A 12,501-nucleotide genomic window follows, 5' to 3' on the forward strand; every position below is an offset into this window, starting at 1 on the left:
GCGGACTGCGCATTTGCCCAACTTTACCACACACCCGCGTGATGGGGGTGCAAAACCCCTTGCGCTCATTGCGTCGTAACCCCTGCCGGGATAGGCTTTCCGGAACCAGAAGAGAGGCGCATTTACGTGGCAGACCGTGTTTCCGCAAAAGCTCTGGCCCTGGCCATCGCAGGTCTGGGTGTGACCCTTCCGGCCGCCGCGCCCGCACAGGGTGTGGCCGGGTCCTACCTGGCAGGCCGTCACGCTTCGATATACAGTGATTTCCGCGCAGCAGCCGATTACTACGGTCGCGCCGTCATGGCGGATCCGTCGAACCCCTCGATCCTGGAAAGCGCCGCGATGTCCTACATGGCGCTGGGCGAGATCGACAAGGCCGCGAGCGTCGCGCGTCGTCTGTCGTTCCTTGAGGTCAAGAGCCAGATCGCCAACATGGCGCTGATCGCCGACGAGTTGAAGAACGAGGAATTCGACAGGGTCCTGACCGAGATGGAAGGCGGGCTTTCCATCGGCGAGGCGATGGACCCGCTGATCGTCGCCTGGGCGCAGATCGGCGCGGGCCGCATGTCGGACGCGCTCGACACGTTCGACACTCTGGCGGACAAGGAAGGGGTGGAGCTGTTCGGGCTCTACCACAAGGCGCTGGCGCTGGCGACGGTCGGCGATTTCGAGGGCGCGGCAGAGATCCTTTCCGGCGACACGGCTGGGCCGCTGAACCTGACACGGCGCGGCATCGTCGCCTATGCCGAAGTGCTGAGCCAGCTGGAGCGTAACCAGGAGGCCATCGACCTGATCGACAAGGCCTTCGGCGACGGTCTCGATCCCGAGCTGCAGGACATGCGCGACGACCTTGCCGCGGGCGAGGCGCTGCCGTTCACCGCGATCCGCAACGCCAAGGACGGCGCGGCCGAGGTCTTTCTTGTCGTCGCCGGCGCGCTGCAGGGCGAAACCGCCGATGGCTACACCCTGCTTTACAGCCGCGCCGCCGAATACCTGCGCCCCGGTTTCGTCGATGCGATCCTTTTGTCGGCGAACCTGCTGGAAAGTCTGGAACGCTACGAACTGGCGACCGAAGCCTACAGCCGCATCCCGCGCGATCACCCGGCCTTTGCCGCGGCAGAGCTGGGCCGTGCCGAGGCGCTGCACAAGTCCGGCAAGACCGAGGCCGCGATCGAGGTCATGGAGCAGCTGACGCGGCTGCAGCCCGAGAACCCGGCGATCTACGTGAATCTCGGCGACACCCTGCGCGGGCTGGAACGCTACGAGGAAGCCTCCAAAGCCTACGACTCCGCCGTCGCCCTGTTCGAAGAACCGGCCACGGGCCAGTGGCTGGTCTACTTCGCGCGCGGCATCACCCATGAACGCGAGGGCCGCTGGGAACAGGCGGAAAACGATTTCCGCAAGGCGCTGGAACTCAATCCCGGCCAGCCGCAGGTGCTCAACTATCTCGGCTATTCCTTCGTCGAGATGGGCGAGAACCTCGACGAGGCGCTGGACATGATCGAGCAGGCCGTCGCCGCCTCGCCGAATTCCGGCTACATCATCGACTCGCTGGGCTGGGTGCAGTTCCAGATGGGCCGCTACGACGATGCCGTGGTGAACCTGGAACGCGCGGCGGAACTGATGGCCGTCGACGCGGTGGTCAACGACCACCTCGGCGATGCCTACTGGGCCGTCGGCCGTCTGGTCGAGGCGCGGTTCCAGTGGAAACGCGCGCTGTCCTTCGAGCCGGAAGATGACGAGGCCGAACGTATCCGCCGCAAGCTGGAGGTCGGGCTGGACGCCGTCCTGCAGCAGGAAGGGCTGGAGCCGATCCGGATTTCCAACACGGATGGTTGAGGTCTTCGCTCCGGCGAAGATCAACCTGACCCTCCACGTCACCGGCCAGCGGGCGGACGGCTATCACCTGCTCGATTCCCTCGTGGTCTTTGCCGATATCGGCGACACGATCCGCGCCGAACCCGCCGGCGGGCTCAGCCTGTCCATCGACGGGCCGCAGGCGGCGGGGCTGTCGGCGGGAGCGGACAACCTTGTCCTGCGTGCCGCGCGGCTGCTGGACCCCGAAGGCACCGCCGCGCTGACACTGACAAAGCGATTGCCGGTGGCCTCCGGCATCGGCGGCGGGTCCACCGATGCGGCGGCCACGCTAAGGGCGCTGTCACAGCTGTGGGACAGGGCACTGCCCGACACCGGCACCACCGCCGCGCTGGGCGCCGACATTCCCGTCTGCCTCGCCGCGCACCCGGTCCGGATGCGCGGTACCGGAGAGCTGCTGACGCCCTGCCCGGCGCTGCCCGCGCTCGACGTCTTGCTGGTCAATCCCCGGGTCGAGGTCTCCACGCCGGCGGTCTTCCGGGGACTCGCCAGCAAGACCAACCCGCCGATGCCCGAAAATCTGCCGCACTGGCCCGACGCCGCCGCGTTCACCGGATGGCTGCGCGGGATGCGGAACGACCTGCTGCCTTCGGCCAGGGCGGTGTGCCCGGAGATCGACGAAGCATTGTCGCTGATCGCTGATACCGGTAGCGCCTTCGCGGGCATGTCCGGATCGGGTGCCACCTGTTTCGGTCTTTACCCGCCGGACGGGCGCAGTGCCGCCTCCGCAGCGGCAAAAATGACAAAGCGGCGCCCCGGCTGGTGGATCGCCGCCGGCAGCCTTCTGACAGACAAGTCCTAGCTGATCCGCTCCACCACGAAATCGGCGAGGTCGTGCAGCATGTCGCGGATCGCGCTTTGCGGCAGCTCCATCACTGCCGATTTCGCCTTCGCCGCCCAGTCGAGCGCCTCGGCGCGGGTCGCTTCCATCGTCCCGTGCTTGGCGAGCAGAGACAGCGCGCGGTCGAGGTCGCCGTCGCGCTGGTCGCCCTTCTCGATCACCCGCCGCCAGAAGGCGCGCTCTTCGTCATCCGCCAGGGCGACCGCCTTGATCACCGGCATCGTCAGCTTGCGCTCACGGAAATCGTCGCCGACATTCTTGCCCGTCGCCGCGCTGTTGCCGCCGTAATCCAGCAGGTCGTCGACGATCTGGAACGCGATGCCCAGAGCGTCGCCATAGGTATAAAGCGCGCGAATCTGCGCCTCCGGCGCGCCGGCGATCACGCCGCCGACCTCGGTCGCGGCAGAGAACAGCGCTGCCGTCTTGCCCCGGATCACTTGCAGGTACACGGCCTCGTCGGTCGACAGGTCCTGCGCCGCCGTCATCTGCAGCACCTCGCCCTCGGCGATCACTGCAGCGGCGTTCGACAGGATATCCAGCACGCGTAGGTTCCCGGTCTCGACCATCAGCTGGAACGACCGTGCGAAAAGATAATCGCCGACCAGCACGCTGGACTTGTTGTCCCACAGCAGGTTCGCCGTCGGCCGTCCGCGCCGCTGGCTGCTTTCGTCGACCACGTCGTCATGCAGCAGCGTGGCAGTGTGGATGAATTCAACGGTGGCGGCGAGGTTCAGGTGAAAGCGGCCGTCATAACCGCACATACGCGCGGCGGCGAGGGTCAGCATCGGGCGCAGCCGCTTGCCACCGGCCTCGACCAGATGCGCGGTAACTTCCGGAATCCGCGGCGCATGTTCCGATGCCATGCGTTCGCGGATCAGGCCGTTTACTTCGGCCAGATCGCCTGCCAGCGCTTCGGCCAGCCGTTCGTGCGGTTTCACAATTGCGTCCGTCATCCCTGCCGCAACCCATCCCTACTCGACATCGCGCCATACATATCTTTTCATTCCGGGGATGAAAGAACTTTTGCGCAGCACCGACCCGACCGTTATCGCCTATGCCACCGCCCTGCTTGAGGGCGAGGGGATTGAACCGTTCCAAATGGACGTTCACATGAGCGTGTTGGAAGGGTCAATCGGTGTTTTGCCCCGGCGCCTGATGGTTCGGGATCAGGATCTGACCGATGCGCGCCGGGTGATGCGTGACAATGATATCCCGCATGACGACCGATGAAGCGGCGCTGACGCGCGACCGGTTCCTGGGCGGCCGACTGTCTGTCTGGCAGCCGAAGCGCGGGCAGGGGTATCGCGCGGGCGTCGATCCGGTGCTGCTGGCGGCGGCGGTTACCGCATCTCCCGGCGACTCGGTGCTGGAACTTGGATGCGGTGCGGGGGTCGCCGCGCTGTGCCTTCAGGCCCGGGTCGGCGGGTTGGCGCTGACCGGGCTGGAGCTGCAGCCGGACTACGCGGAACTTGCCCGCCGCAACGCGGACGAAGCCGGGCTGCCGCTGCGGGTCGTGACCGGCGACCTGTCGCGGATGCCGCCGGAACTGCGTGCCGAAACCTTCGACCACGTGCTTGCGAACCCGCCCTATTTCCGGCGCGAGCGCGGAACCGCCTCGGCGGGCGGGCGCGAGACTGCGCTGGGAGAGTCGACGCCGCTGTCCGCGTGGATCGACGCAGCGGCGCGGCGGCTGAAACCCAGGGGAACGTTAACGGTGATCCAGAAGGCGGAAAGGCTGCCCGACCTGCTGGCGGCTTGCGATGACAGGCTTGGCGACCTTCGGTTGCTGCCACTCGCGCCACGCGCGAATCGCGAATCGGAGTTAATCCTCCTGCGTGCGCGAAAGGGCGCCCGCGGAGCGTTCCGGCTGCTGCCTCCCGTGATTCTGCACAAAGGCAACATTCACGAGAAGGATGGCGACAGTTACCGCGATGAAATTGGCGCCGTTTTGCGAGACAGTGCCGCGCTGCCGGTGGATTGGCGCTGACGAATCCGGCGATTAACGACCCGTTGACGCAATCACGTGACAGCTACGTGACAAGAATCGCGTTCTGTGCTGCAATCGGAATACCAGAACAAAGGAGGACGGCGATGAGCTTGAGTTCGCATCTCGAGGAACTCCGGAAGAAGCACGAAACATTGTCCGATCAGGTTGAGGATGCACTGCAGCATCCGAGCATGGACGCTCTTTCAATCACCGAACTCAAAAAGCAAAAGCTCCGCTTAAAAGAAGAGATCCAACGCCTTAGCGCTACGGCCTAGGGCGCCAGAGCCCCGGCCGATCCTGCCGGGATCGGCCGTGAAACCACATTTTCGTAGCCACCTGCGTCACGGGGAAGGCCCGGCGGCAGCCACGAACTTTCGTCCGCGGCCAAGGGCCTCGTCTGTCTGCGCCTCGGTGCGAAGCCAGTCGATGAACGCCTTCACGCGTGGCAGGGTCTCCGTCCCTTTCGGGCAGAGTACCCGAACCTGCGCCTCAGTCGTCAGGGCGACGGGGAAGGGGGCCACAAGCCGCCCGTCCTGCAGCGCGTCCGACGTCAGCGCAACGCGCCCCATCAGCACGCCAGCGCCGCTGAGTGCCGCGTCGATGGCGTGGTCACCCTGGTTGAAATGCGATCCGCCCAGCGGCCCGGCCTCGAACCCGTTCGCCCGGAACCATTCGGGCCAGTCGCAGCGCGGATTGAAATGCGCGATGGAGTCGTCGTGCAGCAGCGGCGCGGCAAGCAGGGACTCCGGCGTCTTGTAAGCCTCAGCCAGCGCCGGCGTCATCATCGGCGTGAACCAGTCTTCCAGTATCGGCATCGAGAACAGCCCCTCGTCGGGGCCGTATCCGTGGCGTATGGCCACGTCGACGCCGTCGCGCTCGAAATCCAGCACGCGGGCGGTGGCCGCAAACCGCAGCTCGATGTCCGGATGTGCACGCGCAAAGCCGAACATGCGCGGCGCCAGCCATTTCGCCGTAAACGCCGGCCCCGCCGTGACCGTCAGCGTCTGCGTGTCCAGAACCCGCCGCGCCGCCGCCCACGCCCCCTGCAGCGCCGCGAACCCGTCCTGCACGCCGGGATAAAGCGCCTTCCCCGCCTCCGTCAGCTCCACCGCGCGGTTCAGCCGGTGAAACACCGGCGCGCCCAGATGATCCTCCAGCGACTTGATCTGGAACGACATCGCCGCCGGCGTGACATGCAACTCCTCCGCCGCCTTGGAAAACGACATGTGCCGCGCCGCCGCTTCGAAGGCGCGCAGACTGGTCAGCGGAGGCAGGCGATCCGGCATTTCAGTAAAGTATACCTAAACCGAAACGCTGAAAACTCTCGTTTGTGCCTTTCTGGCAAAAAGCCCACATTCCACCCAGACAGAAATTCTTAAATGGAGAGCCTGTCATGATCGAACCGAACAGCAGCCTCCGCGCCCGCAAAGCCTATCGCGCCGCACATGTCGAGCGCAGCCGGGCGTGGTCGCAGATCGTCCGCCGCATCTTCAACCGCGACACGGACTGAACCGGAAACGCCAAGGGCCGGCCCGAAAGCCGGCCCTTACCGCATCAGAACACCTTACGAGAAGAACTGCGCCCCGTTCGGCGACAGCGTCGAGCCCGAGAAGAACCCGGCATCGTCCGATGCAAGGAACACCACCGTCCTCGCGATTTCCTCCGGTTCGCCAAGACGCCCCACCGGAATCTGCGGGATGATCCGCTCGTTCAGCACCTTCTCGTCGATCGCCTTCACCATCTCGGTCGCGATATAGCCCGGGCAGATCGCGTTCACGGTGATCCCCGCGCGCGCGCCTTCCTGCGCCAGCGCCCGCGTGAACCCGATATCCCCCGCCTTCGCCGCGGAATAGTTCGCCTGGCCCGCCTGGCCCTTCTGTCCGTTCACCGACGAGATGTTGATCACCCGCCCGAACTTGCGGTCGCGCATGCCGCCCCAGACATTGTGGGTCATGTTGAACATGCCGGTCAGGTTTGTGTCGATCACCTCCCGCCACTGTTCCGGCGTCATCCGGTGGAACATCGCGTCACGGGTGATCCCGGCATTGTTCACAAGCACTTCGACCGGGCCAAGCTCCTCCTCGACCTCGGCGATGCCGGCCTTGCAGGCCTCGTAATCGCTCACGTCCCACTTGTAGGTCTTGATGCCGGTTGCCTTGGTAAAGGCGGCTGCCTTCTCGTCATTGCCGGCGTAGGTGGCGGCGACCTCGTAACCATCGTCCTTCAATGCTTTCGAGATAGCTTCTCCGATGCCCCGGCTGCCACCGGTGACCAATGCGACGCGTCCCATAATTTCCTCCCGTTATTCTGAATGGGTGCAGGGAACATGATTAAGAATTGAAGTGCCTATGCGCAATAAAATTGCGCATAGGCCTTCGGATCAGGGGCGCTCCACGCACATGGCAACGCCCATGCCGCCGCCGATGCACAGCGTGGCAAGGCCCTTCTTGGCGTCGCGCCGCTTCATCTCGAACAGCAGCGTGTTCAGCACCCGGCAGCCCGACGCGCCGATCGGATGGCCGATGGCAATGGCGCCGCCGTTCACGTTCACGATCGACGGGTCCCAGCCCATGTCCTTGTTCACCGCGCAGGCCTGCGCGGCAAAGGCTTCGTTGGCTTCCACCAGGTCGAGGTCGTCGACCTTCCAGCCGGCCTTTTCCAGCGCCTTGCGCGACGCATGGATCGGACCCACGCCCATGATCGACGGGTCCAGCCCGGCGGTGGCGTAGGAAACGATGCGCGCCAGCGGGTCGATGCCGCGCTTTTCGGCCTCGTCGGCGGACATAAGCAGCACGACCGCCGCACCGTCATTGATGCCGGAGGCGTTCGCCGCGGTGACAGAGCCGTCCTTGGCAAAGGCGGGGCGCAGTTTCTGCATGCCTTCGATGGTGGCGCCGTGGCGGATGTATTCGTCCTTGTCGACGACGATATCGCCCTTGCGGGTCTTGATCGTGTAGGCGATCACCTCGTCGTCGAATTTACCGGCCTTCTGCGCGGCTTCGGCCTTGTTCTGGCTGGCCAGCGCGAATTCGTCCTGCTGGTCGCGCGAAATCTGCCATTTCTCTGCGACGTTCTCGGCGGTCTGCCCCATGTGATAGCCGTTGAAGGCATCCCACAGACCGTCCTTGATCATCGTGTCGATGAACGAAAGGTCGCCCATCTTCTGGCCCTGACGGATGTTCTGCGCATGGGGTGACATCGACATGTTTTCCTGACCGCCCGCGGCGACGATGCCCGCATCGCCAAGCTGGATGTGCTGGGCGCCAAGTGCCACGGCGCGCAGGCCGGACCCGCAGACCTGATTGATGCCCCAGGCGGCCGATTCGATGGGAAGGCCGGCGTTGACATGCGCCTGGCGGGCCGGGTTCTGGCCCTGTGCGGCGGTCAGCACCTGGCCCAGGATGGTCTCGGAAACCTCGGATTTGTCGATCCCGGCACGTTCCACGACGGCTTCCAGCACGGCCGCGCCAAGGTCATGGGCGGGGGTGTTGGCAAAGGAACCGTTAAAACTGCCGACGGCGGTGCGTGCGGCAGAAGCAATTACAACATTGGTCATGGCAGTCCTCTCCATCAGGTTGCCGGGCGAACCACGATCCCCGGTCAGAGAGACTGGGTTCCTCCACCCGTGATTGCCTTAGGGGTAGGGCCTGCACTTGGTTAATGCAAGGGAGTTGCCGGGCCGGAGAGCGCGACAGAGCGCAGCATCGAACCGCGCCCGCCGGTGCGGCAAAGCCCGTCAGCTTGCGGCGCGCGCCTGCGAGAACATTGCCCAGTTGGGATGCCGGGTCGGCGCCGCGAAGTAGAAGCCCTGCATGCAGTCTATGCCGATCTCGGCCAGCATTTCTGCATCCTCGGCATTCTCGACATTCTCCGCGACTGTGAACGCCTCGAAGTGATGGGCGACAGAGATGAAAGCCTGCACAAGCACCTGGTTGTCGGTGTCCAGGTGGATGTTGTGGGTGAACTGGCGGTCGATCTTCATGACGTCGAAGAACAGCTGGCGCAGATGCCGCGGCGCGTGGAACCCGGCGCCGAAATTATCCAAAGCGAAACTCACGCCGAAATGGTGCATGTCGTTCATGAAGTAATGCACGATCTCGGGCATCGTCATCGCCGAGGATTCGGTGATTTCCAGGATCAGGCGTTCGCCTGCTGTCGCTTCCTCGTCCAGTCCCTGGTGCAGCGCGGCGTGCCAGCGCGGATAGGCGATGGACCGGGCCGACATGTTGATCGACAGGCGGATCTCGGGGTGTTCGCAAAGCGCGTTCATCCCAAGCTCCATCGCGATTGTATCGATCTGACGGCCAAGCTCGTAATTCTCGGCCAGGTGGATGAAGTCGTCCGGCGGAATGATGCGGCCATTGGCATCCTCGATCCGGATCAGCCCTTCCCAGAAGGCCGGGCGGCCCGCATCGGAGGTCTGCATCACGGGCTGGAACGCCAGGGACACGCGGCGCTTGGCGACCGCCTCCTGCACGATCTCCAGGACGTCGCGCTGCCGTTCGGTCACGGCATAGGACAGCGGGCTGTCGGCCCCGTGCGGCGGAAGAAAAACGGTATTTGGCATGGCGTGTCGTCGTCCTTTTCGGAACGCTGCGCAGAATGCGCGTCAGCGGTTTACATTACGTGAAGATTCGCGTTTTGTTCGGTTTCTACTAAAACTTGAGTCAACTTCACATCGCTTTGAGGAATCACGGTAAATGGGCGAGCGGTGCAGCTGGTGCGGCGAAGATCCGCTTTACGTGGCCTATCACGATACCGAGTGGGGCGTGCCCGAATACGATAGCCGGGCGCTATGGGAGAAGCTGATTCTGGATGGTTTTCAGGCGGGCCTTGCCTGGATCACGATCCTGCGGAAGCGCGAGAATTTCCGGCAGGCTTTCGGCGGCTTCGACCCCGCCGTGATCGCGGATTGGGACGAGACCGAGGTGCTGCGGCTTCTGGCCGACGAGGGGATCGTGCGCCACCGCGGCAAGATCGAGGCGACCATCGGCAATGCCCGCGCCTTTCAGGAGATCGAGGCGCGCGAGGGGTTCTCAAGCTTTCTGTGGGACAGGGTCGGCGGCGCGCCGATCCAGAACCGGTTCACCGGAATGGATCAGGTCCCGGCGGAAACGCCATTGTCAAAGCAGATATCCAAGGATCTCAAGGCCGCGGGTTTCAGGTTCTGCGGGCCGACCATCGTCTACGCCTGGATGCAGGCCTGCGGCATGGTGAACGACCACATGGTCACCTGCCCGCGCCACGACGCGGTGGCTGCGATGGCGTGACGGCTGGTCGGGATATGGACTGTCCCCACCCTAGGTTAGCGCTAACGCGCCTGAAATCAATGACTTGACCCCCCGTCCCCATGGGGACGCCTACCTTCCGGCCCCTTCCAGCATCGCCTCGAACAGCTTGAAGGCCTCCTCGCTCGCCCAGTCCGCATCCCCCCGCAGCCGGGCGATCTCGTTCCCCTCCGGATCCACCACGATACTGATCGGCAGGGCCAGCACCGCCATCTGCCGCGCCAGCTGCTGCTTCGGATCGCGATAGAGCGGCAGGTTCTCGACCCCCACCTCCTCGAAGAACCGCTTCATCGCCGGCACCGGGTTCCGCCCCGTCGCGATGGTCACCACCTGGAAGTCATCCCCGCCGAATTTCTCCTGCAGCGCCGCCAGTGACGGCATCTCCAGCCGGCACGGCGCGCACCACGTGGCCCAGAAATTCACCAGCAGGTACTTCCCCTCGAACTGGCCGAAATCCACCGGGCTGTCGGCCTCGTCCACGAACCCCACCTCCGGCAGCGCCTCCGCTTCCGCGAAGACCAGCTTCCGCATGTCGCCTTCCCGCATCTCCTCCAGCGCCGAGATATCCGCCGCCCCGGCGGCGTTTGCAGTGAGACCAAGGCAGGTGTAGAGGACGGCGAACCGGAACCAGCGCATGAATATTTTCCCTCCGAAGGGCAGCCAGATGAACGACAAGAGCTCGAACGCCATGTGGGGCGGACGCTTCGCCGCCGGACCAGACGCGATCATGGAGGCGATCAACGCCTCGATCGGGTTCGACAAGCGGCTCGCCGCCCAGGACATTCAGGGCTCCCGCGCCCACGCCGCCATGCTGGCCGCGCAGGGCATCCTCACCGATAAAGATGCCGAGGCGATCCGGGAAGGGCTTCTCACGGTCTTGTCAGAAATCGAGGCCGGGACGTTCGAATTTTCGACCGCGCTGGAAGACATCCACATGAACGTCGAGGCCCGGCTGAAAGAGCTGATCGGCGAACCCGCCGGCCGCCTGCACACAGCCCGGTCGCGGAACGACCAGGTAGCCCTGGATTTCCGCATGTGGGTCCGCGACCAGTGCGACGCGGCGATGGAGGGGCTGCGGGCGCTGATGCAGGCGCTGCTGGCGCAGGCCGAGGCGGGCGCGGACTGGGTGATGCCCGGCTTCACCCACCTCCAGACGGCGCAGCCGGTGACCTGGGGCCATCACATGATGGCCTATGTCGAGATGTTCGGCCGCGACCTGTCGCGGTTCCGCGACGCCCGCGTCCGGATGAACGAAAGCCCGCTGGGCGCCGCGGCTCTGGCCGGCACATCCTTCCCGATCGACCGGCACATGACGGCTGAGACGCTGAAGTTCGACCGGCCGTCGGCCAATTCCCTCGACGCGGTGGCGGACCGGGATTTTGCGCTGGAATTCCTGGCGGCCTCTTCTATCTGCGCCATGCATCTCAGCCGCTTCGCCGAGGAACTGGTGATCTGGTCTTCCGCGCAGTTCCGGTTCGTGGCGCTGTCGGACCGGTTTTCTACCGGCTCCTCTATCATGCCGCAGAAGAAAAACCCCGACGCCGCCGAGCTGATCCGCGCCAAGATCGGGCGGATCCTCGGGACGATGGTGGCGCTGTTCACCGTGATGAAGGGGTTGCCGCTGACCTATTCCAAGGACATGCAGGAGGACAAGGAGCAGGTCTTCGACGCCGCCGACAACCTGATGCTGGCGCTGGCTGCAATGGAAGGGATGGTGCGCGACATGACGGCCAACCGTGCGAACCTGGAGGCGGCGGCGTCCTCCGGCTTCTCCACCGCGACGGATCTCGCCGACTGGCTGGTGCGGGAGCTGGACCTGCCGTTCCGCGAGGCGCATCATGTCACCGGGGCGCTGGTCGCGCTGGCCGAGACCAAAGGCTGCGACCTGCCAGATCTATCGCTGGAGGAGATGCAGGGCGTGCATGAGGCGATCACCGACGGGGTCTATGATGTGCTTGGCGTGCACAACTCCGTCGCCAGCCGGGTGAGCTATGGCGGCACGGCGCCCGATGAGGTGCGCAAGCAGGTCGCTCGCTGGAAGGAGCTTCTGGGATGAGATGGCTTTGGCTGCTGACCGCCGCGCTGCTGATGACCGCCTGCGGTGTCGACGGGCCGCCGGCGCCGCCGGGATCTGAAATCGATCCGCGCACCAGCAGCGCCGACGATGTCGATCCGGACGGGTTCTTCTGAGGTGATGTCGGGGCTGCGCGTTCTGTACCTGGCGCTGGCGATCTGGGGCGCGGTGCATCCGATGCTCTGGTTCGTGCGCTTCTGGAGTGCGGAGGGGTTCTCGCTGTCCGGGCTGATCGCGGCCTGGCATGTGAACGCGGCCAGCACCGGGCTGGTCTGGGACCTGACGATCGCGGCGATTGCCCTGACCGTGTGGATTCTGGCGGAGACCTGGGTGCGGAAGAACTGGTCGGCGCTCTGGGCGATCCCGGCGACATTCTGTATCGGGGTGAGCTGCGGGCTGCCGTTGTATCTTTTCCTGCGGGCCCGGCCGGTGACCTGAT

15 protein-coding genes are annotated in these 12,501 nt (G+C 65.0%); 9 read left to right on the forward strand and 6 right to left on the reverse strand.

Annotated features, from left to right (window positions below):
- Positions 1 to 126 precede the first annotated feature (126 nt).
- Positions 127 to 1,836, forward strand: a complete 1,710-nt coding sequence (locus HCO70_RS18365; protein ID WP_172298860.1) for a tetratricopeptide repeat protein — start codon at positions 127 to 129, stop codon at positions 1,834 to 1,836.
- Positions 1,829 to 2,674 (forward strand): 4-(cytidine 5'-diphospho)-2-C-methyl-D-erythritol kinase, encoded by an 846-nt coding sequence (locus tag HCO70_RS18370; RefSeq protein WP_172298862.1) that lies wholly within the window; start codon positions 1,829 to 1,831, stop codon positions 2,672 to 2,674. The genes HCO70_RS18365 and HCO70_RS18370 overlap by 8 nt, the downstream gene beginning before the upstream one ends.
- Here HCO70_RS18370 and HCO70_RS18375 read toward each other — a convergent pair.
- A complete protein-coding gene (locus HCO70_RS18375; RefSeq protein ID WP_172298864.1) occupies positions 2,671 to 3,666 on the reverse strand; it encodes a polyprenyl synthetase family protein in 996 nt (331 codons plus the stop codon). The two genes, HCO70_RS18370 and HCO70_RS18375, sit on opposite strands and share 4 nt — an antisense overlap.
- 58 nt (positions 3,667 to 3,724) lie before the next feature.
- Here HCO70_RS18375 and HCO70_RS18380 point away from each other — a divergent pair, with 58 nt between their 5' ends.
- From HCO70_RS18380 to HCO70_RS18390, 3 genes are all read left to right on the forward strand, one after another.
- Positions 3,725 to 3,943: a DUF2007 domain-containing protein gene (locus HCO70_RS18380; RefSeq protein ID WP_172298866.1), complete on the forward strand. Its 219-nt coding sequence runs from the start codon at positions 3,725 to 3,727 to the stop codon at positions 3,941 to 3,943.
- Positions 3,930 to 4,700, forward strand: a complete 771-nt coding sequence (locus HCO70_RS18385) for a tRNA1(Val) (adenine(37)-N6)-methyltransferase (protein ID WP_172298868.1) — start codon at positions 3,930 to 3,932, stop codon at positions 4,698 to 4,700. The genes HCO70_RS18380 and HCO70_RS18385 overlap by 14 nt, the downstream gene beginning before the upstream one ends.
- Before the next feature lie 104 nt (positions 4,701 to 4,804).
- Positions 4,805 to 4,975, forward strand: coding sequence for a YdcH family protein (locus tag HCO70_RS18390; protein ID WP_172298870.1), 171 nt, complete (start codon positions 4,805 to 4,807; stop codon positions 4,973 to 4,975).
- A 66-nt stretch (positions 4,976 to 5,041) separates the two neighbouring features.
- Here HCO70_RS18390 and gcvA read toward each other — a convergent pair whose 3' ends face one another.
- The 4 genes from gcvA to HCO70_RS18410 all read right to left on the reverse strand — a co-directional run bounded on the left by gcvA (position 5,042) and on the right by HCO70_RS18410 (position 9,267).
- On the reverse strand, positions 5,042 to 5,986 hold the full coding sequence (gene gcvA / locus HCO70_RS18395; protein ID WP_172298872.1) for a transcriptional regulator GcvA: 945 nt from the start codon (positions 5,984 to 5,986) through the stop codon (positions 5,042 to 5,044).
- 278 nt (positions 5,987 to 6,264) lie between these two features.
- Positions 6,265 to 6,990 (reverse strand): acetoacetyl-CoA reductase, encoded by a 726-nt coding sequence (gene phbB, locus HCO70_RS18400; protein ID WP_172298874.1) that lies wholly within the window; start codon positions 6,988 to 6,990, stop codon positions 6,265 to 6,267.
- A 90-nt stretch (positions 6,991 to 7,080) separates the two neighbouring features.
- Complete coding sequence (locus HCO70_RS18405) at positions 7,081 to 8,256, reverse strand: acetyl-CoA C-acetyltransferase (protein WP_172298876.1); 1,176 nt, start codon at positions 8,254 to 8,256, stop codon at positions 7,081 to 7,083.
- 180 nt (positions 8,257 to 8,436) lie between these two features.
- The gene (locus tag HCO70_RS18410; protein WP_172298878.1) at positions 8,437 to 9,267 is read right to left on the reverse strand and encodes an EAL domain-containing protein; all 831 of its coding nucleotides are present in this window, start codon (positions 9,265 to 9,267) and stop codon (positions 8,437 to 8,439) included.
- A gap of 133 nt (positions 9,268 to 9,400) precedes the next feature.
- Here HCO70_RS18410 and HCO70_RS18415 point away from each other — a divergent pair, with 133 nt between their 5' ends.
- Complete coding sequence (locus HCO70_RS18415) at positions 9,401 to 9,970, forward strand: DNA-3-methyladenine glycosylase I (RefSeq protein ID WP_172298880.1); 570 nt, start codon at positions 9,401 to 9,403, stop codon at positions 9,968 to 9,970.
- Between the two features lie 90 nt (positions 9,971 to 10,060).
- On the opposite strand, the gene HCO70_RS18420 is transcribed toward HCO70_RS18415, so the two are convergent.
- Positions 10,061 to 10,624, reverse strand: a complete 564-nt coding sequence (locus HCO70_RS18420) for a TlpA disulfide reductase family protein (RefSeq protein ID WP_172298882.1) — start codon at positions 10,622 to 10,624, stop codon at positions 10,061 to 10,063.
- A 28-nt stretch (positions 10,625 to 10,652) separates the two neighbouring features.
- Here HCO70_RS18420 and argH point away from each other — a divergent pair, with 28 nt between their 5' ends.
- From argH to HCO70_RS18435, 3 genes are read left to right on the forward strand one after another with little or no spacing between them, the layout of a single operon-like run.
- Positions 10,653 to 12,044, forward strand: a complete 1,392-nt coding sequence (argH, locus tag HCO70_RS18425) for an argininosuccinate lyase (RefSeq protein WP_172298984.1) — start codon at positions 10,653 to 10,655, stop codon at positions 12,042 to 12,044.
- Positions 12,041 to 12,178: a hypothetical protein gene (locus HCO70_RS18430; RefSeq protein ID WP_172298884.1), complete on the forward strand. Its 138-nt coding sequence runs from the start codon at positions 12,041 to 12,043 to the stop codon at positions 12,176 to 12,178. Before argH ends, HCO70_RS18430 begins: the two co-directional genes overlap by 4 nt.
- 4 nt (positions 12,179 to 12,182) lie before the next feature.
- Positions 12,183 to 12,500: a DUF2834 domain-containing protein gene (locus HCO70_RS18435; RefSeq protein ID WP_172298986.1), complete on the forward strand. Its 318-nt coding sequence runs from the start codon at positions 12,183 to 12,185 to the stop codon at positions 12,498 to 12,500.
- Position 12,501: the final 1 nt, after the last annotated feature.

Source organism: Pseudoruegeria sp. HB172150, from assembly GCF_013184805.1.
In the GTDB taxonomy this organism is placed as follows: Bacteria; Pseudomonadota; Alphaproteobacteria; order Rhodobacterales; family Rhodobacteraceae; genus Psychromarinibacter.

Excerpts from the sequence above, each read along its gene's own strand:
- HCO70_RS18370 (WP_172298862.1), top strand. The coding sequence starts at position 1,829 with ATGGTTGAGGTCTTCGCTCCGGCGAAGATCAACCTGACCCTCCACGTC.
- HCO70_RS18375 (WP_172298864.1), bottom strand. The coding sequence starts at position 3,666 with ATGACGGACGCAATTGTGAAACCGCACGAACGGCTGGCCGAAGCGCTG.
- HCO70_RS18380 (WP_172298866.1), top strand. The coding sequence starts at position 3,725 with ATGAAAGAACTTTTGCGCAGCACCGACCCGACCGTTATCGCCTATGCC.
- HCO70_RS18385 (WP_172298868.1), top strand. The coding sequence starts at position 3,930 with ATGACGACCGATGAAGCGGCGCTGACGCGCGACCGGTTCCTGGGCGGC.
- HCO70_RS18390 (WP_172298870.1), top strand. The coding sequence starts at position 4,805 with ATGAGCTTGAGTTCGCATCTCGAGGAACTCCGGAAGAAGCACGAAACA.
- gcvA (WP_172298872.1), bottom strand. The coding sequence starts at position 5,986 with ATGCCGGATCGCCTGCCTCCGCTGACCAGTCTGCGCGCCTTCGAAGCG.
- phbB (WP_172298874.1), bottom strand. The coding sequence starts at position 6,990 with ATGGGACGCGTCGCATTGGTCACCGGTGGCAGCCGGGGCATCGGAGAA.
- HCO70_RS18405 (WP_172298876.1), bottom strand. The coding sequence starts at position 8,256 with ATGACCAATGTTGTAATTGCTTCTGCCGCACGCACCGCCGTCGGCAGT.
- HCO70_RS18410 (WP_172298878.1), bottom strand. The coding sequence starts at position 9,267 with ATGCCAAATACCGTTTTTCTTCCGCCGCACGGGGCCGACAGCCCGCTG.
- HCO70_RS18415 (WP_172298880.1), top strand. The coding sequence starts at position 9,401 with ATGGGCGAGCGGTGCAGCTGGTGCGGCGAAGATCCGCTTTACGTGGCC.
- HCO70_RS18420 (WP_172298882.1), bottom strand. The coding sequence starts at position 10,624 with ATGCGCTGGTTCCGGTTCGCCGTCCTCTACACCTGCCTTGGTCTCACT.
- argH (WP_172298984.1), top strand. The coding sequence starts at position 10,653 with ATGAACGACAAGAGCTCGAACGCCATGTGGGGCGGACGCTTCGCCGCC.
- HCO70_RS18430 (WP_172298884.1), top strand. The coding sequence starts at position 12,041 with ATGAGATGGCTTTGGCTGCTGACCGCCGCGCTGCTGATGACCGCCTGC.
- HCO70_RS18435 (WP_172298986.1), top strand. The coding sequence starts at position 12,183 with ATGTCGGGGCTGCGCGTTCTGTACCTGGCGCTGGCGATCTGGGGCGCG.